Origin of the sequence: Vibrio sp. L5-1 (assembly GCF_021728315.1) — a bacterium.
GTDB lineage: Bacteria > Pseudomonadota > Gammaproteobacteria > Enterobacterales > Vibrionaceae > Vibrio > Vibrio splendidus_K.
Genome location: NZ_JAKKCQ010000001.1, coordinates 1,317,333 through 1,338,170, shown reverse-complemented (window position 1 = coordinate 1,338,170; position 20,838 = coordinate 1,317,333). Strand labels below are relative to the sequence as shown.

Here is a 20,838-nt window from a genome sequence, read left to right as displayed (position 1 = left end):
GCCAAAACAATTTGTCGTAAGTTGGTTGGTGTCAGCTCATGGCTGATTTAAATTGACTGGCTAGCTCGCTAGCGAGTTCTCACTCAGGGCATCAAACAAGTGGAAAGCATCCAAATCCAAGTAAAGCGTCAGATCTTTTACATCCACTTCAGCCGCTTGGGTTTCAACCATCAGCGGTTGACCGCCAATTTCTGTTTTCAGAAGAATGCTTGCGCCTAGTAGTTCCTTGTCTTTGATTTTTACAGGGAATGGCAGCACGCGGTCGTGGTCAACTTGCTCGGCACGTAGGTGAATGTCTGTTGGACGAACACCAAAATGCAGCGCTAGGTTCTTAGACGCCAGAGACTTAAAGCGCTCAGGCAGTGGGATATGAACATCGCCAATTTCAACGAAGTACTCGCCTTCTTTTTCAATCAGTTTTGCTTCCAACATGTTCATTGACGGGTTACCAATGAATTGCGCGACAAACTTGTTTGCAGGACGCTGGAACACCTCGGTTGGTGTACCAACTTGAGCAACATAACCGTCTTTCAGAATCACGATACGATCCGCCAGTGTCATCGCTTCGATCTGATCGTGGGTTACGTAGATCGTGGTAGTTTTAAGCTCTCGGTGTAGGTGTTTGATCTCTTCACGCATCACACCACGAAGTTTTGCATCTAGGTTAGATAGTGGCTCATCGAACAAGAAGACTTTAGGCGTACGAACCATCGCACGGCCCATTGCCACACGCTGACGCTGACCACCAGAAAGCTCTTTTGGCTTACGGTTCAGTAGTGGATCAAGCTCTAGCATTTTCGCCGCTTTTAGCACTTCTACGTCGATTTCTGCTTTTGGCATGCCCTTCAGTTTTAGCGCAAAGGCGATGTTCTCGTACACCGTCATATGTGGGTACAGAGCGTAGCTTTGGAATACCATCGCCAAGTCACGGTCTTTCGCGTCGACTTTATTCATCAACTTGCCGCCAACGACGATGTCACCAGAACTGATGCTTTCAAGGCCAGCTAGCATGCGTAGCGTTGTCGATTTACCACAGCCAGATGGGCCAAGGAAAACCACGAACTCACCGTCTTCAACCGTAAAATCAAACTCTTTGACGACTTCAACATCACCGAATGATTTTTTGATGTTCTTAAATTCTACTTTAGCCATTATCTGTTCTCCTCAGCGCGCTCTAGCAGCATATTTCGGTACGCAATTGCGCTCTGTTTCAATGTTCTTTCTTGGGTGGTGTAGTCAACATGGACAATGCCAAAACGCTGGCAGTAGCCGAATGCCCACTCAAAGTTATCCATCAGACTCCAAGCGAAGTAACCGTCGACTTTCACACCCGCTTCAACCGCGTTGTGAACCGCTTCGATATGACCTTGGAAATAACGAACGCGTTGGTCGTCCATCACTTGTCCGTTAACGCGCTCGTCGTTGCCTGCAGCACCATTCTCTGTAATGTAGATAGGTGGCATATTTTCGTAACGAGCATCCAGTCTTACCAATAAATCGGTTAAACCTTGTGGGTTAATCTCCCAGCCAATGTAAGTGTGTTCAGCTTCAGTTTGTTTCACCGATTCAATATCGCCGTTCTCGTTGAAGCGAGCGACATTCCGTGTGTAGTAATTGATGCCGATGTAATCAACCGGTGCGCTGATGATGTCTAAATCGCCTTCTAGAATCATAGGCATGTTCATCGCTTGGCGTTCAACCACCAACTGTGGGTATTCGCCCTTCAATACTGGGTCGATGAACCAGTGGTAGTTTTCCGCTTCACAGTAATCTGCTGCCGCTTGGTCTTGTGGTGTGAACGGGTAAGCTGGCGTCGCATTGAATACCACACCATGCTTGGCATGAGGGGCATTCTTGCGAAGAATCGGCATAGCCAAACCATGTGCCAGCATTAGGTGGTGAGACGCTAGGTAGCCCTCTTTTTCACCCTTGATACCTGGTGCGTGTTCGCCCCAGCGGTAGCCTAGGAATGCAGACACAAACGGTTCATTCAGCGTGGTGTACACATCGATGTTGTCACCAAAGTATTTACTCACCACTTCTGCGTATTCTGCGAATTTGTAAGACGTTTCTCGGTTTAGCCAGCCACCCTTATCTTCAAGGTATTGCGGAAGATCCCAGTGATAAAGCGTCACATACACCTTCATTCCACGAGCATGGCACTCATCAATAATTTGCTCGTAAAACTCTAAGCCTTGTTGGTTCACTACACCGTCTTGCGGCAGGATGCGCGGCCATGCAATAGAGAGACGGTAAGCATCAACGCCTAAACCTTGTATCATCTCGATGTCTTGCTTCCAAAGGTGGTAGTGGTCACACGCCACATCACCATTGTCGCCGTTATCGACCTTGCCCGGCGTCTTACAGAAAGTGTCCCAGATAGACGGTGTACGACCGCCCTCTTCAACGCCGCCTTCAATTTGGTATGAAGATGTCGCGACACCGAATACAAATTCCTTACTGCGTAACTTTGAATCACTTGGAAGTTGATATTTATTCATTGTTATAACCCTTAGACCTAACCTTTGACTGCGCCGGACGTTAAACCACTGATCATTTGTTTCGATGCGAACAAGTAAGTAATCACGAGTGGTAAAATTGAAATTGTAGTACCTAGCATCACCGCGCCCCATGGCGTATTTGGAATGCCTTGAACGCTTCGTAGCGCCTGTGTAATCACGTAATTATCTGGGTTGTTAAGCACCACTAGAGGCTGCATAAACATGTTCCAGAAGAAAACGAACTGAACGATAGCCAATGTTGCGAGTGCAGGCTTCATAAGTGGCAGTACCACGCTCCAGTACGTTCTAAACTCACCAGCACCATCCAATTTCGCCGCTTCAAGTAACTCTTTTGGAATCGATGCAATCACGTGCTGACGCATCAAGAAGATACCAAATGGTGTCGTGGTGAACGGTAGCCATACCGCAATGTGGTTATCCAATAAGCCTAAGAATTTCACTATCATGAAGTAAGGGATCAAGCTAAGCACAGGCGGAATCGCCATTGAGCCAACCAGCATACCGAACAACACGTTCTTACCGCGGAACTTAAACACAGCAAACGCGTAGCCACCCATGCTACAAAACAGCAGCGAGATGGTGGTGCCTAAGAAAGCCACGTAAATCGAGTTAAACATCGCTTTCCAAAACGGCATGATTTCAAGCAATTTGGCGTAGTTAATCGCCAGGCTATCACCAATCGCAAAGCTAATGCCCGTGCCGAAAATTTCAGAACGGTCACGCGTTGATAGCAGTGCCGACCATACAAATGGAAAGACTGTAATTAGCGCTGAAACAACCAGTAAAATGCCTAACATGACCATCAAGATCTTAGTCAGAATATACATGCTGCGTTCGCTTGGCATCAGTCCACTTAGTGGTGAGGTATTTGTCTTAATTGATGTCGACATCTTAATGTTCCCCTAAGCCTTTCTTACCGAAGAGTAAAAATTGAACCAATGTACAAGTCGCGATGAGTGCAAACAGTAACCATGAGATAGCAGATGCTGTGCCCATTTCTAGCCATTCCCAACCCACTTTGTAGAGGTACATCGAGATAGTTAAACCAGATTGGCCAGTACCACCTGTACCACGTGTTAATACGAACGGTTCTTCAAACATTTGCAGGTTACCGATGATGGTCATCGTGATAGCAAAGAAGATAAATGGACGAATCATTGGTAGTGAAATGTTCCAGAAGCGGCGGAAGGCATTGGCACCATCCATACGTGCAGCTTCTAAGATGTCTTTAGGTATCGTCATTAAACCCGTCGTGTAAAGGACGATGTTAAAACCGGTGTATTTCCAGAAAACCATGATTGCGATAGACGGCTTCACCATAGTGGCATCGTCTAACCAACGGATTGGTTGGAAATCGTTAACCCAAGCGAATGCCCAACCAAACAGCGTGCTATCGGCCAGAGCCATTAGCGTTTGGTTAATAATTCCTGAGTTAGGAGAGTACATGTTGAAGAAAATCAGAGACGCTGCGACCGTTGATGTAATGAACGGTAGAAAGTACGCCGATGTTAGCCAGTGACGCATACGGTCACCCATTGAAACCAACATGTAAGCCACTGGAATAGCGACTAAGTGCTGAGCCACGCCTGAAGTGATCGCTAGCCAAAACGTATTCTTCAATGAACGCCATAACCACGGGTCAGTCAAGGCAATATGATAGTTCTCAAAACCAACGAACTCCATTGCATCCATGCCTCTTACCGGGTTCCACTCGTGGAACGACAGGTAAACGGAGAACAACAGCGGGAAGATCCCAAATACAGAAAAAATGATCAGAAACGGCAGAAGAAATCCATACGGTGTAAGCGCTTTCAAATTTAGACGAGAAAAAAGACTTTTATCCGCAGGTTCCATCGTTGTGCTCGCTGTATGATTCATAGTAACGACCTCTTAAAAAAAGGAAGCGCGTTATCCACGCTTCCTCACTTACTTAAAGTAAAAATAAATTACAAACTGCGTGTGCGACGCTTGATTAGACGTTCAGCCTCTTTCAGCGCTGTCTTGATATCTTTACCTTCATCAAGCACTTCCATTAACGCGTTCTCCAAAATTATAGAACGTGCAACGTGATCGCCTTGAGCTGGGGATACAGGCTTAATGTTCTGTGCTACTTCAGCAAAAAGAAGACGTGCTTTTTGTCCGCCAAGGAACTCCATCTCCTCTTGGAAAAGCTCATCGTCATACGTGGTTACGTTAGAAGGGAAGGCCGCGATAGTCTCAAAGGCACCCAGCTGAACATCTCGATCAGTCGTCATGTATTCAATAAGAGCCCACGCTTCATCTGGGTTGTCCGATTGAGTTGGAATAGAAAGGAATGAACCACCCCAGCTTCCGTAGATACCATCTGGAAGGTTAGAGACTGCCCATTTACCCGCAGTATCTGGAGCCATCCAGTTTTGAAGGTGACCCAATAGCCATGCGCCAGATAATTGAGTTGCTAACGTACCGTTACGGAAGCCTTCGTACCATTCGTTAGACCAAGCCAGAATGCGGCCGTCTAAGCCTTTGTCGCGAATCTCTTTTGCTACTTCAAAAGCGTGAACAAAACGCTCTGATGTCACCACTGGGTTACCATCTTTATCAAAATAAAGGCCTTCACCCTCAGGAACCGTCGTGAAGATAATGGCTTGTGCAACATCTGATGCTGAAGCGATAAGTTGTACGTTTTGCTCTTTCAGTTTTTCACCAGCAGCGATGTATGAATCCCAATCTTTGATTGCTTCATTAACATCAATGCCCGCTTTTTCAAATACATCGGTACGGTAGTACATAACACCTGGACCAAGGTCGACAGGGATGCCGTACATATCACCATCAGCGCCTTTGCCCTGTGCCCACGCGTAAGGTGCGAATCGTTCTTCGTACTTATCTGCACCGTAGTTTTCAGACAAGTTAACTAGGCCGCCAGAACCCACGAATGGACCAATTTTCTCAACGTCGACAACAATCACATCACCGGCACCAGAACCCGTTGCAAGGTTAGTGGTTAGTTTCGTATGGTGGTCACCGTGGTTGTTCATAAGGTAATCAACTTTGATACCCGTTTCCTTTTCGAAATCAGGCAGTAATACCTTTAGGCTGCTATCGAAATCAGGGAAACCGTCGAAACGAATTTCTTTGTCGGCTGCATTCGCAGCTGTTGTACCTAATCCTAAAGCAACCGCGCATGAAAGCGCTAAGGTCTTAAATTTCATGTTCTATCCTTAATATTTTTATAGGGTAACTGGTAAATCCGATACCGAGTTTCTAGTGACCAACGTCGGCAGCAATTTAAAGTTCACGTCATGTTTTATTTTTTTTAGCTTCTGTAGAGTGAGCTGTACTGCTTCAACGCTCATCTCTTCAATAGGGAAATTAATGGTGGTCAAACTAGGGGTCAGATAGCGCGCGAAGATGGTGTTATCGAAGCCCACCAGTGATACATCTTTAGGAACAGACAGCCCCTCTTGATGCAACACCTCGAAGGCGCCAAATGCCATGTGGTCATTCGAAGCAAATACTGCTGTGAAATGACACTTACGATTAATCAGCTTCTTCATAGCACTGATGCCCGTCTCTTCAGTAAAGCCCGCTTCCGAGACTAATGCTTCATCGTATGGCACACCCGCTTCTTCCAAGGCCTTTCGATACCCCTGCAAACGCCCCCTAGCATCTGCTTTATCTAAAGGCCCGGTAATACACGCGATATCTGTATGTCCCTTTTGCAAAAGATATTGAGTAGCGAGTAGCCCCCCGACTTCGTTATCAATATCAATGCAACTCATCGCCATTTCTGGGATGAAGCGGTTAATTAAAACCACAGGGGTCCCCTGTTCTTCCAATTCAATTAAATAGTCATCACTGAGCAGTTGAGTGTGAAGAATCAAAGCATCAACACGACGCCCCAATAGAAACTCCACCGACTCGCGCTGCCCTTGTTCGGTGTTCGAGCCCGCCGCAACAACAGCGTGGTAACCAAAGCGGCGTAGGTTTTCTTCTATGCTATGCAAGATGCCTGAATAGAAAGAGCCACCAAGCTCTGGAACAACAACGCCCACACTACCAGTACGACTTGAAGCCAAAGCTTGAGCGATAGAGTTCGGGCGATAACCCAATTCTTTGATCGCTTTTTCAACCTTTAGCTTCTTGTCATGACTGACTCGGCTAGTGCCATTAATAACCCTAGACACTGTCGCCTGAGACACACCTGCATGTTCTGATACGTGTTTAATTGTTGCCACTCGAACCTCGATACTTCATTAGCTTGTAACCGCTTACAAAACGATTATTAAAGAAAGGCGTCTTGGTTGAAGTGAGTGTCATCACACTAAAGTTGGAGGTAAAAAGGCCAGTTGTGGAAATCATGAAAGCGCTTACAGATTAACTTCACGCCATGAAACTGTTTCATGAGATTATTGTTCATATTATCAAGATGGCGCTCGGTTACTTGTTCGTCAGATCAAACAAGCCCGCCTAAATCCATTTTTTGAAAACGTTATTTGATGATGAATCCGCAGCTGACGGCAATATACACGGGGAAAGTGACCTTGTTATTTCAATGGCCTTTCGAAATTGTATGAGAACATTTCACGGTAATCTTTAGCTCAAAGCCTTTTCATCAGAAAAAACCAGATACGAAAACGCCCAGCGGAAGGCTGGGCGTGAAATCATGGAAGAAATTAACTGGCTCTAATCTTTGTGATTAGATGATTCCGCTAATTTAAACTCTTGAGTTAATGAGAATTGCTGTTGCGACATGGTTTCAAGCTGTTGACCGTGGGAAAAAAGCACTTGGGAACGTTGCGAGTTATCTTCAGCCAAGGTGTGTATCTGGTTGATATTTTGAGTGACTTGAGAGGCAACGACTTGATGCTCTGTCGTCGCGGTCGCAATTTGATGGCTTCTTTGCTCTACTTCGTTGAGAAGATCAGACACTGTCGATATCGAGTGATTAACTTCGCCGGTTTGTTCTACGCATTGAACCATACCCAGCACGCACTGATTGATCTGTTCAACCGCCAGTTTAGAGCTAGTTTGCAACTGCTCGATCTTGTTGTGTATCTCTTGCGTTGATGCATTGGTTTTGGCTGCTAACACTCGAACCTCATCCGCAACTACAGAGAAACCACGCCCTTGTTCTCCCGCTCGCGCGGCTTCTATTGCCGCATTCAACGCCAGTAGATTGGTTTGCTCAGAGATCCCAGATATCACATCCAGAATGGACCCAATACTGGCGCTTTCGCTTTCAAGCTGACCAATGGTCGCCGTTGACTCCGCCAGCTTATTTTCTAGGCTGCCCATCAATTCGACGCTTTTATTCATGGTCTTTTGCCCATCACTGGAACTGGATACCGCTTCGGTCACTAGCGTTAGAGTTTGGTTGGCCGCCTGAGTGATCTCCGTCACTGAGCACTCAATTTGTTCCATCGCTGTCGCTACCATCACCGTTTGATTGGTTTGTTCTTGCATCGCTTCACGCAGGGAACGACTGGTGCTTTGGTTCTCAAGGGAAGCTTCTTTTAGACGTGTAGAGGAGTGGCGCATGTTGTCAATCATTTGAGTCAGATGACTGATAACCAAGTTCACTTTATTGCTGACTACACCGAACTCATTATTGGCTTGATACTGAACCATCACGCTCAAGTCTTTTTTGGCGACTTGGTCTAGTGCACTTTGCAGTAATCTACTTGGCTTGCGAATCCCTTTAGCTATGTTCAGCCCGATTAGCAGCGCAATAAAAACCGATCCAATAGCAATGATGGCCTGCATCAACAGTGCTTGATGAGAGAAGTCCATCGACTCGTAATATAAACGTTTAGCCGTGTCTTCCGCGTACATAGAAAGCTCATCAAAATGGCTTAACTGCACATCAATGAGCTGTTCGATCTCCACTCTTTGCTGAGCAATGCTCTCATGTAGCTTCACGGCTTCCATATGCGTTGACACAGCTCCTTGCGCTGAAAATACATGTGAAGCGAGCAGTGATAAAGACTGTTTACTGCGGCGTAGCAAAGACGAGTCCAGATTATCCAAGTCTGATACAGCTTGTTCGAATCGCTCTTTACGACTTTGAAGACGACGCTCAACACCACGAACCTCCGATGAAGTTTGCAGTGAAAAAGCCTCATTGGCTTCTGCCGCAATCAAGCTCAACTGAACCAACAAGGCTTCTACCGCTTTTTGCGTGTTACCCGAACTCGTACTCGCCAATTGATTAACCAAGGTGTTATTGAGTTGTCCTACCACAGATTGAAATTGTTCCTGCTCCATCGAACCGAGATCTTTACTATCCAAATAAGAGACGTATAAGTTCAAGGACTGTTCTATCTTATTGATGGTGGCAACGCCCGCTTCTTCAATATTTTGGAGTATGGGTTCAAGTGGTGAGCCCGATTCAGCCTTGCCATCAAACCAATTTAACTGCTGCTGATAATGCTCGATGTTACTCACGACGGTTTGTTTTAGTGGTTCGAGTTCATCAATGTAATTGGCGGATAAATAGGGAGTAGTGCTGCGATTAATGTCCAAAAAACGAATGGTGAGCGTTGAGGATTGGAGCATTAAAGGAGTGGCTTGTTGAGTGATGGTTTCGATGTGTGAGGTTATGTTCTTGTTGCTGCTAATACTCAACCATGCGCTACCAAGCATGATTACTATCAGCGTGAAGAAACCTAAATAAACTCGAGACACGATGGAAGAAAGTCTCATCGTTATTCCTTGATCTAGTGGCGAAAAAAAGGGCACAAAAAATGTGCCCAAGAATGGAGTTATTTAACGTGCCCTAATCAATCTGCCTTTAGGGCTAAAATGGACAGTATTACGTGCTCTTAATAAGCATAGATATTTGAAAACATGGCTCCTTGAAAATATGCCGAATTCAAAGAGCAGTGCGTTCTATACCCGTGATTACCACCAAGCTTCAAACATTGCACCGAACGACAATGTATCAACATTGGTTGTCTTCACTGTGTTGCCTTTGGTTTCTACATCGCCCACGGTTGTGTAGAAGCGAAGCATTGGACGGCTCCAAGGTAAGCCACCAAGTGATACGTTTTGAGACAGAGTGACTTTCCATGCGTTCTCTTCACCGTCGTCATCGTAATCAACCATGCCGTAGCCTGCTTCTAACCAAGTAGAATGAACATCATTCCATTGGTACTGTGGACGAACGATACCCGCATATTCCGTGTTCTCACGGTCTAGATCTGAGCCAGAATTGTCTTTGTAAGACACTAAGTAATCAATGATGAACTGTTCAGATGCAGCGTAGCTACCCTCAACACTTGCATACAAAGTCTGGTAATCACCTTTAAGGTCATATACCGATGAATCTGCACCGTCACCGTACTTAACAACCAACTTGTTAGACTCACCCAAGCCTAATGTTGCACCTACTAGGTATGCCGTTTCATCACTGACTTTTTGACCTGGGGTCACGACAGGCTGCATTGAATCTGTCACTGGATCGTATACGTACTCAGTCGTCGTAGACGTATCCGCTTCGCTCGATGCAAAACCGTAGTTCGCGTAAAAATCCAGATTACCAATACCAGCGTCAATACTGTGTAGCTTCGCTGTCACGGCGTATCGACCATTGTCATTTACGAGGCCGCCTTTCACTTGGCCAACAAAGCCCATATCTAGCTTAGCGCCGCCGAAATCTAGGTTGTTAAAGCCAGCGCCTTGACCATCGTGTGTCATCCAGAAGTAATCGTTCAAACCTTGTTGCGGACGTTGATGGAAGTCACGACCAGCCCACATATAAAGTTCTGGTTGGCTTTCAAATACGTTGGTTACACCTGCGTACATTTTTTTCATGCTTAGGCCGCCGTCGTCAGCCCAAGCGTCTGCTTCCCAGTGGTCAGCCATGAATACGACGTCCCAGATAGCGCCATTGTCAGCTTGGAAAAGCTTAGCTAGCTGAACCTCACCACCATTAGCTTCGTTACCCAAACGACCGACAGAACGACCTGTTGTACCTATGTCTACATAACGCTGATCACCGCTCTTGTAGTGAGCGCCGTAACGAGCATAACCAGAGAAGACGATGCCATCTGGCACCTTAGTTTCAGCCGTTAAAACCGCGGGTTGTTGATCGTTAACATAATCAATTTCAACAACCTTAGATTCTAACTCTTGGATTCGTTTTTCTAATGCTTCGATATTAGTATCAGCAGCAAAAGAAGAGAGTGAAGCAAGCGATGCCGCCACTGCGACCGTTATTGGCAAAAGCTTAAATTTTTGCATTGTATTTCCCTATTATTTTTTTGAGTTTTCATCGAACAGGGAAATATTAAGCAATGAAAGAGTTGAAAAGTTGGTCGCTGTTCACACTGATAAATCAACTTAAATGCCATGAAACTTTTAGAAAATCCATGACGAAAACTACTGATTTTAGATCAACAGGTTATAGTGGGAAATGTGTAAAATATCAGCTTGAAATCGCTTTCATTTCATCAGTAATGGTGGCGGCTATCACGTAAAAGGGTGCCGAAAAGCAAAGAGAACGAGGTGTGAATTTGATTGGTTTTCATATATATGAAAAACCTCAAAATCTAAGGCAGATTTTGAGGCTTTTTGGTCTGAGTTAAATACCCAGTTATCTAAAATCAAGTATTCACTAAAATGAATCTAGGGACTCTATTCTCATATTGAACAGGGTAAATGCGTAGATATCAGCAGCGAGGTCGATAGCTTTACTCAACGGCATACCTGCCCCATGCCCTGCATTGACGTCAATACGGATCATCACTGGCACGCCACCTTCATGCTTGTCTTGCAGCTCTGCAATGAATTTATAAGAGTGAGCCGGTACCACGCGATCATCGTGATCGGCAGTCGTCACCAATGTCGCAGGGTAATCCGCGCCGCGCACCACATTATGAACCGGAGAATAACCAAGCAGGTATTCAAACATCTCTTTGTTCTGCGCTGACGTGCCGTAGTCGTACGCCCAGCCTTCGCCAGACGTGAAGGTGTGGTAACGCAACATGTCCAACACACCAACCGCAGGTAAAGCCACTTGGAACAACTCAGGCCTCTGTGTCATACACGCCCCCACCAACAAACCACCGTTAGAACCGCCGCGGATCGCTAACTTATCGCTACTGGTGTAGTTTTCTTCAATTAAGAACTCGGCAGCAGCAATGAAGTCATCAAATACATTCTGTTTTTGTTGTTGTGTACCGGCTTTGTGCCACGCCTTGCCGTATTCGCCACCACCACGTAAGTTCGGCACTGCATACACACCTCCCAATTCCAACCAACTGCCCACCGTACCCGAGAAGGAAGGCGTTAGGCTCACGTTAAAGCCGCCATAAGCGTACAACATGGTTGGATTATTACCATCTAACACTAATCCCTTCTTATAAGAGATAAGCATCGGTACCTGAGTACCATCCTTCGAGGTATAGAAGACTTGTTTAGACTCAAATTGCTCCGACTCAAACGGAGACTCAGAGCGTTGGTAGATTTCAGAGCTTCCAGTTTCGACATCGAAAGAGAAAATCGTTGGCGGCGTTACATAGTTGGTAAAGGTGTAATAGAGCTCGGTTTGCTCGTTTTTACCACCCAAGCCACTGGCCGTTCCCAGCCCAGACAAATGAATTTCACGAACCAGATTGCCTTGGTAATCCAGCTGCTCAATCTTAGACACCACATCCACCATGTAATGAGCAAACAAGTAACCACCGCCAGTGCTGATATCTAACGGCTGTGGCTTTTCAGGAATGATATCGAGCCACTGCTGACTGCGAGTATCAAAGCTCACCACCTTGCCATTAGGCGCATCGAGATTAGTGTATAAAATGAAGACTTCATCTCGGTTATCGATGAGGTACGTGTCGCTATCAACATGATCAATCAGCGTGTTCAGTGATTGTTCCTCTGAACCTAAATCGATATAGAACAGTCTGTTACCTGATGTCGACTCTCGACCTAGGATGAGCAAGTAACGGTCGTCTTCGGTGGTGTAACCCGACACATAGCGATGTTGCTCAGTACTATTTTCACCAAAAATCACTTTGTCGCTGGCTTGCTCTGTGCCCAGTTCATGGAAGTAAAGTTTGTGCTGTTCGGTACGCGCAGAAAGCAGGCTGCCGTCTGGCTTATCGTAACTAGAGTAATAAAAGCCACGATTACCCAACCAAGAAATGCCGGTAAATTTAGCGTCGGTGATTTCGGCTTCAAGCTGCTTTTTAGTCTCAGTATCAATCACAAAGATCTTACGCCAATCGCTACCACCTTCAGAAATGCTGTACGCCACTAAGCTGTAATCTTTAGAAAACGACACCGAACCTAATGATGTGGTGCCATCTTCCGAGAAGGTATTCGGATCTAGGAATACTTCCATCGGCTGACCTTCTTTCTGACGATAGAGAATACTGTGATTCTGCAAGCCATCGTTCTTATAGAAGTAGGTGTAATCACCTCGCACAAACGGCTGTGAGCTCTTTTTGTAGTCTTGCGCTTTCGCTAATCGCTCTCGCAGTTCTGTGCGATACGGGATTTGAGCAAGGTAATCGAATGTGACTTCATTTTGACTCGCCACCCATTGCGCGGTTTCGTCACTTCTGTCGTCTTCTAACCAGCGATATGGGTCTTCGATTATCTGACCAAAGTAGTCATCGCTGACGATCTGTTTGTTGGTGACTGGATATTGATACTCTTTTGAATAGCTCATCGTGATCCTTATTAAAAATAATGTGAAATCGTCAGATAACGCGTTCTGATGTGTTCAATCAATAACTTAATCTTGTTCGGTGGTTGACGAGTAAATGGGTACACCGCATAGATACCGAGCTTCTTGCCGACTAAATCAGGGAAGATATCCACCAGCTGGCCATTACGAATATCGTGATACACCAGACAACGTGGCACGTATGCAACCCCATGCCCCCCCAACGCCGCCTTTCTTAATGCCGTCGCATTATCGGTAGAAAAAGAACCCGAAACGCGCACTATGTATTTATCGTTATCAGTAAAGCCATCTTTACTATGTAGAAATTGCCACTCACTAGCGCCCGTTGTTTGATAAGCGTATTGCAGGCAGTTGTGATCCACCAAATCTTTGGGCTGCATCGGCTTACCGTTTTTGGCGATATAAGACGGAGAAGCACACACCACCCATTGCGAATCCAATATATGACGAGCGATTAAACTGGAGTCTTCCAAGTAGCCGGTTCGAATGACCAAGTCGAGACCATCATCAACCAAGTCGACAAATCGATTGTTAAGAGACATATCGACCGTTAAACCTGGGTGCATATTACAAAACTCGGCCACAGCGTCTGCCAGAATCAAATCTCCCGAGATAGTAGGCACTGACATTTTGATATGACCACTAACATTTTCACCAAAGCCTGAAACTGCGTCCATAGCCTCTTGAGCCGCCTGCTTCACATTTTTGGCGCTATGTAGCATTGCCTTACCTGCCTCGGTCAGGGTCAATTTACGCGTGGTTCGATACAATAATTGCACGCCAATCTCTTCTTCTAAACGTGCAATTCTTTTACTAACTACCGAATTTGTAAGGTTATTTTGCTCTGCAACCTTACTAAAACTGCCCAATTCTACGACCTGTGAAAACAGGATCAAATCGTCTGCTCGCATCTGATTATGCCAATTTTGGAATTAATTATTTTCATTATTTCCCTATATCAATAAAAAATAAAGGGGTAAATTCACGCCAAATTAACAAAACAATTACAAAAACAGCTTTTGCAATCACATCGGTTACAAATAAAGCGACTCTAATTACAACAATTGAATCCTCGAGATTCAGATTACACCTACAAAACTAATAACGTGTTATTCACTTCAAACATGAACGTTTGAAAACAAGTACGAGGAAGTACCCATGAGTGAAACCCTACTAGCATTATTGGCCTTTTCGCCAATAGTTGTTGCAGCGATTCTGCTGGTTGGCCTGAACTGGCCTGCAAAAAAAGCGATGCCAGTGGCATTTGCATTAACCGTTGCTATCGCCCTATTCGCATGGGATATGTCTAGCACTCGCGTGCTGGCTTCAGTATTCCAAGGCTTCGGCATTACCGTATCGGTTCTCTGGATTGTGTTTGGCGCCATCTTCTTATTAAACACTTTGAAACACACCGGAGCTATCACCACCATCCGTAACGGCTTTACTGACATATCAGCAGACCGTCGTGTACAAGCGATCATCATCGCTTGGTGTTTTGGTTCATTCATTGAAGGTGCATCTGGCTTCGGTACACCCGCTGCAATCGCCGCTCCATTGTTGGTTGCCATCGGCTTCCCAGCATTAGCCGCGGTACTGATGGGTATGATGATTCAATCTACGCCAGTATCATTCGGCGCGGTGGGTACACCTATCATTGTTGGCGTAAACAAAGGTTTGGATACGCACAACATTGGTGAAAGCCTGATTGCAAATGGTTCAACATGGGACGCTTATCTACAGCAAATTACGTCAAGTGTAGCGATCATCCACGCCTGCGTTGGTGTGATGATTCCTGTATTGATGGCGATGATGCTGACTCGCTTCTTCGGTAAGAACAAAAGCTGGACTGAAGGTCTTGATATCCTGCCATTCGCACTGTTCGCAGGTGCCGCTTTCACCATTCCTTACGCACTAACGGGTGTTTTCCTCGGTGCTGAGTTCCCATCGCTGATTGGTGGTTTGGTTGGCCTTGCTATTGTTGTAACAGCAGCAAAACGTGGCTTCCTAGTACCTAAATCAAAATGGGATTTTGAGAGCGAAGACAAGTGGCCAGCAGAATGGCTAGGTTCTTTGAAGATCGATCTTGATGACAAAAATTCAAACGGTAACCAAAGCCATAAAAAAATGAGCATGGCGATGGCATGGGCACCTTACGTGCTGCTCGCTGTCACTCTCGTTGCTAGCCGTGTGAGCCCTGAGTTCAAAGGCCTGCTTAAGAGCGTTAGCCTTTCATTCAGCAACATCCTTGGCGAGACAGGCGTAAGTACAGCGATTCAACCTCTGTATCTACCTGGCGGTATCTTGGTATTCGTCGCACTGGTTGCTGTTCTAATGCAATCACGCAGCGCAGCGCCACTGGCTAAAGCCTTTGGTGAGTCGAGCAAAACTCTAATAGGCGCTGGCTTTGTGTTGGTGTTCACCATCCCAATGGTTCGTATCTTCATTAACTCTGGTGTGAACGGCGCTGATTTAGCAAGTATGCCGGTAACGACTGCAAACTTTGCAGCTGACCTAGTCGGCGGCGCATTCCCAGCGTTGAGTGCCACGGTGGGTGCGCTAGGTGCCTTCATTGCAGGTTCGAACACCGTTTCAAACATGATGTTCAGCCAGTTCCAATTCGAAGTAGCACAAACTCTGTCGATCTCTAGTGCTGTGGTTGTCGCTCTACAAGCTGTTGGTGCAGCAGCAGGTAACATGATTGCGATTCACAACGTAGTAGCCGCATCAGCAACCGTAGGCTTGTTAGGACGCGAAGGCGCAACGCTACGTAAGACAATCATTCCAACGTTCTACTACTTGGTAATGACAGGCATCATCGGCCTAGTGGTTATCTACGGATTCAAAATGACAGACGCACTTATGTAAACCATAAGTCGTTACCAAAGCACTTGGCGTTAATACTCAATTCCCCGACAGCGACATCGTCTAATAAGACAGTTGATGAGTTCCGGGATGGATACTAGAACACATCAACACCCTCGGGTATTAACGCCACTTTATTAAGAATTAAAGCAGCCCAAGCCAAGCTCTCATAGAAGGGCAACATCCCAAGAATTTAGGACTGAAATTATGATCATATCCGCATCGACTGATTACCGCGCCGCAGCAAAAGCAAAATTACCACCGTTTCTTTTTCACTACATTGACGGCGGTTCTTACGGAGAACATACCCTACGCCGCAACACGGCCGATCTTGCAGAGATCGCACTCAAGCAGCGTGTACTTAATGACATGTCGGACCTAAATTTGGAAACCGAATTGTTTGGCGAAAAGCTAGCGATGCCGATTGCATTAGCTCCGGTTGGCCTAACAGGCATGTACGCACGACGTGGCGAAGTACAAGCGGCAAAAGCGGCTGACAACAAAGGCATCCCTTTTACCATGTCCACCGTATCGGTATGCCCGATTGAAGAAGTCGCACCTAAGATTGAGCGCCCAATGTGGTTCCAACTTTACGTACTAAAAGATCGCGGCTTCATGAAGAACGTATTGGAACGTGCCAAAGCGGCAGGCGTAACAACGCTGGTATTTACTGTAGACATGCCAGTACCTGGCGCTCGCTACCGTGACATGCACTCAGGAATGAGTGGTCCAAACGCAGCAATTCGTCGTGTATTTCAATCGATGCGTCATCCTAGCTGGGCCGTTGATGTTGGCCTGTTGGGTAAACCGCACGACCTTGGCAACATCTCTACTTACCGCGGCTCTCCAACCAAATTGGAAGACTACATCGGTTGGTTGGGTGACAACTTCGACCCGTCGATTTCATGGAAAGACCTAGAGTGGATCCGTGACTTCTGGGACGGCCCGATGGTCATCAAAGGCATTCTTGATGAAGAAGATGCAAAAGACGCCGTGAGATTTGGCGCAGACGGTATCGTAGTTTCAAACCACGGTGGTCGTCAGCTTGATGGCGTTCTATCAAGTGCTAAAGCGTTACCTGCAATTGCAGACGCAGTAAAAGGCGACACCAAGATTCTGGTCGACTCCGGCATTCGTACTGGCTTAGATGTCGCTCGTATGATGGCGATGGGCGCAGACTGTACCCTACTTGGTCGCTCTTTCGTCTACGCGTTAGCAGCGCAAGGACAAGCAGGTGTTGAGAACCTACTCGACCTTTACGACAAAGAAATGCGCGTTGCGATGACTCTAACTGGCGCCAAGACAATCAAGGACTTAACTCGTGATTCTCTGGTGGGGCTAGATTAAGCCTCCGCGACTAAGATTCGGATTCGGATTCGGATTCGGATTCGGATTCGGACTAATGCTTTGGTCTACTTCGACTGAAGTTCAATCGGTGTCACAGCAATTCCACTGCCGTTGTGACACCGTTTAAAAACAAATCAGTGCCAAATAAGAAGCACAAGGAAGCAAAGATGGAGACAACTACATCCCATGAGCGAGTAATAGACGCACAAGCTTATCAGCAGCTTGAAGCGATACTGGCTCAAAAAATAGAAACAGAACGCATTGTCACTCAAGAGGCAAAGCGCTTGGCTTACGGCACCGATGCGAGTTTTTATCGCTTGGTGCCGAAAATGGTTCTAAGGCTCAAGAACTTAGACGAAGTCATATTCACCATTCAAAGTTGCCGTGAACTCGGTATTCATTTTACCTTTCGCGCCGCGGGCACCAGCCTGTCAGGACAAGCGGTTTCAGACTCGGTACTCATCACCCTAACCGACGACTGGCGTGGTCATGAAATCGTAGATAACGGCAATCAGATCATCCTGCAACCAGGTGTGATTGGCGCAGATGCCAACAAATACCTTGCCCCTTTCCAACGTAAAATCGGCCCAGACCCAGCCTCAATCAATACCTGTAAAATCGGTGGTATTGCGGCGAACAACGCCAGTGGCATGTGTTGTGGTACTGCGCAAAACTCGTATCGCACCGTCGAGAGCATGAAAATCGTATTGAGTGATGGCTCCCTGCTTGATACGGCTGACAACGCAAGTGTTGAGGCATTCAAGCAATCGCACAAAGAATTGTTTGAAGGCATTGTTGAATTACATCAACAGACAGCTTCAAACCAAGAACTTGCAGACAGAATCCGCCACAAATACCGCCTCAAAAACACCACTGGCTACGCTCTGAATGCTTTGGTTGATTACCACGATCCAATTGAGATCATCAAACACTTGATGATTGGCTCAGAAGGCACGCTAGGTTTCATTGCTGAGATTACCTACAACACGGTTATCGAACACCCAAACAAAGCTTCGGCCCTGTTGGTGTTTGCCGACATCGAACAAGCAAGTAAAGCCGTTACTACGCTATCAAAAACACCCGTTGCTGCCGTTGAATTGATGGATGGCAGAGCACTACGTTCAGTAGCTGATAAACCGGGTATGCCTGCATTTATGCCAAGCTTGGATTTAGAAGCCGCGGCTATTTTGGTTGAATCACACGCCAGCTCCCAGCAGGACTTAGATTTACAATGTAAATCAATTTTGGACGCATTGACTGAATACACGATTGTTGAATCGGTCCCTTTCACTTCCAATCCAAAGACAGTCGCAACCCTATGGGGCATCCGAAAAGGCATGTTCCCAGCGGTTGGCGCAGTACGTGAAGTTGGCACGACCGTTATCATCGAAGACGTAGCCTTCCCTGTCGAAAACCTTGCTAATGGTATTCGAGAGCTGCAAGAGTTGTTCGATAAATACGAGTACAGCGAAGCGATCATTTTTGGTCACGCCTTAGAAGGCAACTTACACTTTGTGTTTACTCAAGGCTTCGACAGCCAAACAGAAATCGATCGCTATGGCGGTTTCATGGATGACGTTGCCGAACTGGTTGCGGTGAAATACCAAGGTTCTCTGAAAGCAGAGCATGGTACAGGTCGTAACATGGCGCCTTATGTGGAGTTGGAATGGGGCAAAGATGGCTACGCCTTGATGCAACAGATCAAAGCGCTGTTTGACCCAGAAAGACTGCTCAACCCCGGCGTTATTATTAACGACAACCCGAATTCACACATCACGAATTTGAAGCCAATGCCTGCTGCTGACGACCTTGTCGATCGCTGTATTGAGTGTGGCTTCTGTGAGCCTGTTTGTCCGTCTCGTACCTTAACCCTATCGCCACGCCAACGTATCGTGCTGTACCGAGAGCTACAACGCCGCCGTGCCGCAGGTGAAGAGATAGAAGCAAGTGAGCTAGAGAAAACCTTTGAATACCAAGGTATCGATACCTGCGCCGCAACTGGCCTGTGTGCCGAGCGCTGCCCAGTAGGAATCAACACTGGCGACTTAATTAAGAAGCTTCGTATCGCCAAGTACGAGAAATTTACGCCAATCGCGAAGTGGACAGCGGATCATTTCTCGACCACCACTAAACTAACCAAGGCTGGCCTCAAAACCAATCAAGTGGCGAGTAAGATTTTAGGCGCAAATACCGTAGGCAAGCTAACCAATGGCTTGCGCTCAATGACTAAAGGCGCGACACCCGTGTGGATGCCTGAGATGCCACAATCCAACAGTCACTCGCTAACCCCATCACCAGTGACGGCAGAATCCTCAAGCAACCACAAGAAGGTGGTTTACCTGCCTTCTTGTGCCAGTCGCACCATGGGACAACAAAGCGATGCGGGCGACCAACGTCCTCTAACTGAAGTGACCATGTCTTTGCTCAACAAAGCCGGATTCGAAGTTATTCTTCCTAAGAAATTGGATGACCAATGTTGTGGTATGCCTTACGACAGTAAAGGCATGACCGATTTAGCTCAATCTAAAGCACAACAACTCGAAGAAGTGTTGTGGCAAGCCAGTCGTCAGGGTGAATACCCCGTATTAATGGACACCAGTCCGTGTGCTAAACGCAGCATTGAGCAATTCACCAAACCGTTAGAGGTATTAGAGCCTACAGGGTTTGTTAATCAATACCTGCTTGAGCACCTGACACTTGAGCCACTGCAAGAAACCGTGATGCTGCATGTCACGTGTAGCTCTCGTCGAATGGGCTTAGAAGGCGCGATGTTGAGCCTTGCTAAAGCCTGTACCGAAGAGGTGATTGTTCCTGAACATATTCAGTGTTGTGGTTGGGCGGGTGATAAAGGTTTTACTACGCCAGAGCTGAACGAGGCTGCGGTACACCCACTCAAAGAACAAGTACCGAGCAACTGTACTCGTGGTTTCAGTAACAGCCGAACCTGTGAGATCGGTTTGTCGCATCACAGTGGCATTCCGTATCAATCAATCTTGTACTTGGTGGACGAGGTGGCGCAGTAGCTTCACTCTTGATACAGAGTAATTTGCTCTAACTTAAAACGAAAATGGCAGCCCAATCAGGCTGCCATTTCTTTATTCGTTTGTTCGAAAGATGCTACTTAACTCGATGCCGATGAGCTAACCGTTATTAAACTAGATATTACAAAGCTAAGCGCATCAACTCTTCTGGCAAGTAATGTTCTGCTTCTGCACCTTTGGCGATTAAGTCGATCACTTGGAACTCACTCATGTCACCAAACTCTTTGGTTAAGTAATCACGAAACGCTTTCTCATTCGGCCATTTACCTCGCACGATATAGCCATCTTCTTTGTCAAAATCTTCCGTTTCAAAGAAGGAAAAGTCGGTCATACCAATATTGTGGCAATACAAAACAAGATACATAATTATTCCTCAACAATGGGGTTA

Annotated in this window: 14 protein-coding genes; 3 read left to right on the top strand and 11 right to left on the bottom strand. The window is 46.3% G+C overall.

What is annotated here, in order from left to right:
• Window positions 1–60 precede the first annotated feature (60 nt).
• The 10 genes from ugpC to L3V35_RS05490 all read right to left on the bottom strand — a co-directional run bounded on the left by ugpC (window position 61) and on the right by L3V35_RS05490 (window position 14,111).
• A complete protein-coding gene (ugpC, locus tag L3V35_RS05535; protein ID WP_009846155.1) occupies window positions 61–1,152 on the bottom strand; it encodes a sn-glycerol-3-phosphate ABC transporter ATP-binding protein UgpC in 1,092 nt (363 codons plus the stop codon).
• A complete protein-coding gene (locus L3V35_RS05530; protein ID WP_171310980.1) occupies window positions 1,152–2,501 on the bottom strand; it encodes a GH1 family beta-glucosidase in 1,350 nt (449 codons plus the stop codon). The genes ugpC and L3V35_RS05530 overlap by 1 nt, the downstream gene beginning before the upstream one ends.
• A 17-nt stretch (window positions 2,502–2,518) precedes the next feature.
• On the bottom strand, window positions 2,519–3,367 hold the full coding sequence (locus L3V35_RS05525) for a carbohydrate ABC transporter permease (RefSeq protein WP_237298962.1): 849 nt from the start codon (window positions 3,365–3,367) through the stop codon (window positions 2,519–2,521).
• Between the two features lie 46 nt (window positions 3,368–3,413).
• The gene (locus L3V35_RS05520; protein WP_102551672.1) at window positions 3,414–4,400 is read right to left on the bottom strand and encodes a sugar ABC transporter permease; all 987 of its coding nucleotides are present in this window, start codon (window positions 4,398–4,400) and stop codon (window positions 3,414–3,416) included.
• 68 nt (window positions 4,401–4,468) lie between these two features.
• Window positions 4,469–5,716 (bottom strand): extracellular solute-binding protein, encoded by a 1,248-nt coding sequence (locus tag L3V35_RS05515; RefSeq protein ID WP_065206436.1) that lies wholly within the window; start codon window positions 5,714–5,716, stop codon window positions 4,469–4,471.
• Between the two features lie 18 nt (window positions 5,717–5,734).
• Window positions 5,735–6,742, bottom strand: coding sequence for a LacI family DNA-binding transcriptional regulator (locus L3V35_RS05510; RefSeq protein WP_054546146.1), 1,008 nt, complete (start codon window positions 6,740–6,742; stop codon window positions 5,735–5,737).
• 448 nt (window positions 6,743–7,190) lie between these two features.
• Window positions 7,191–9,209, bottom strand: coding sequence for a methyl-accepting chemotaxis protein (locus L3V35_RS05505; protein ID WP_237298776.1), 2,019 nt, complete (start codon window positions 9,207–9,209; stop codon window positions 7,191–7,193).
• 198 nt (window positions 9,210–9,407) lie between these two features.
• Entirely contained in the window at window positions 9,408–10,748 is a 1,341-nt protein-coding gene (locus tag L3V35_RS05500) for a carbohydrate porin (protein WP_171310982.1), read from the bottom strand.
• 373 nt (window positions 10,749–11,121) lie between these two features.
• Window positions 11,122–13,182, bottom strand: coding sequence for a prolyl oligopeptidase family serine peptidase (locus tag L3V35_RS05495; RefSeq protein WP_237298774.1), 2,061 nt, complete (start codon window positions 13,180–13,182; stop codon window positions 11,122–11,124).
• 11 nt (window positions 13,183–13,193) lie between these two features.
• Entirely contained in the window at window positions 13,194–14,111 is a 918-nt protein-coding gene (locus L3V35_RS05490; RefSeq protein WP_017075317.1) for a LysR family transcriptional regulator, read from the bottom strand.
• Between the two features lie 247 nt (window positions 14,112–14,358).
• Here L3V35_RS05490 and L3V35_RS05485 point away from each other — a divergent pair, with 247 nt between their 5' ends.
• From L3V35_RS05485 to L3V35_RS05475, 3 genes are all read left to right on the top strand, one after another.
• Window positions 14,359–16,065, top strand: a complete 1,707-nt coding sequence (locus L3V35_RS05485; RefSeq protein ID WP_237298772.1) for an L-lactate permease — start codon at window positions 14,359–14,361, stop codon at window positions 16,063–16,065.
• A 204-nt stretch (window positions 16,066–16,269) separates the two neighbouring features.
• Window positions 16,270–17,409: an FMN-dependent L-lactate dehydrogenase LldD gene (gene lldD / locus L3V35_RS05480; protein WP_237298770.1), complete on the top strand. Its 1,140-nt coding sequence runs from the start codon at window positions 16,270–16,272 to the stop codon at window positions 17,407–17,409.
• Window positions 17,410–17,576: 167 nt separating this feature from the next.
• The gene (locus L3V35_RS05475; protein WP_237298768.1) at window positions 17,577–20,432 is read left to right on the top strand and encodes an FAD-binding and (Fe-S)-binding domain-containing protein; all 2,856 of its coding nucleotides are present in this window, start codon (window positions 17,577–17,579) and stop codon (window positions 20,430–20,432) included.
• A gap of 139 nt (window positions 20,433–20,571) precedes the next feature.
• On the opposite strand, the gene L3V35_RS05470 is transcribed toward L3V35_RS05475, so the two are convergent.
• Window positions 20,572–20,814, bottom strand: coding sequence for a hypothetical protein (locus L3V35_RS05470; protein WP_017075321.1), 243 nt, complete (start codon window positions 20,812–20,814; stop codon window positions 20,572–20,574).
• Window positions 20,815–20,838 lie beyond the last annotated feature (24 nt).

Excerpts from the sequence above, each read along its gene's own strand:
- ugpC (WP_009846155.1), bottom strand. The coding sequence starts at position 1,152 with ATGGCTAAAGTAGAATTTAAGAACATCAAAAAATCATTCGGTGATGTT.
- L3V35_RS05530 (WP_171310980.1), bottom strand. The coding sequence starts at position 2,501 with ATGAATAAATATCAACTTCCAAGTGATTCAAAGTTACGCAGTAAGGAA.
- L3V35_RS05525 (WP_237298962.1), bottom strand. The coding sequence starts at position 3,367 with ATGCCAAGCGAACGCAGCATGTATATTCTGACTAAGATCTTGATGGTC.
- L3V35_RS05520 (WP_102551672.1), bottom strand. The coding sequence starts at position 4,400 with ATGAATCATACAGCGAGCACAACGATGGAACCTGCGGATAAAAGTCTT.
- L3V35_RS05515 (WP_065206436.1), bottom strand. The coding sequence starts at position 5,716 with ATGAAATTTAAGACCTTAGCGCTTTCATGCGCGGTTGCTTTAGGATTA.
- L3V35_RS05505 (WP_237298776.1), bottom strand. The coding sequence starts at position 9,209 with ATGAGACTTTCTTCCATCGTGTCTCGAGTTTATTTAGGTTTCTTCACG.
- L3V35_RS05500 (WP_171310982.1), bottom strand. The coding sequence starts at position 10,748 with ATGCAAAAATTTAAGCTTTTGCCAATAACGGTCGCAGTGGCGGCATCG.
- L3V35_RS05495 (WP_237298774.1), bottom strand. The coding sequence starts at position 13,182 with ATGAGCTATTCAAAAGAGTATCAATATCCAGTCACCAACAAACAGATC.
- L3V35_RS05490 (WP_017075317.1), bottom strand. The coding sequence starts at position 14,111 with ATGCGAGCAGACGATTTGATCCTGTTTTCACAGGTCGTAGAATTGGGC.
- L3V35_RS05485 (WP_237298772.1), top strand. The coding sequence starts at position 14,359 with ATGAGTGAAACCCTACTAGCATTATTGGCCTTTTCGCCAATAGTTGTT.
- lldD (WP_237298770.1), top strand. The coding sequence starts at position 16,270 with ATGATCATATCCGCATCGACTGATTACCGCGCCGCAGCAAAAGCAAAA.
- L3V35_RS05475 (WP_237298768.1), top strand. The coding sequence starts at position 17,577 with ATGGAGACAACTACATCCCATGAGCGAGTAATAGACGCACAAGCTTAT.
- L3V35_RS05470 (WP_017075321.1), bottom strand. The coding sequence starts at position 20,814 with ATGTATCTTGTTTTGTATTGCCACAATATTGGTATGACCGACTTTTCC.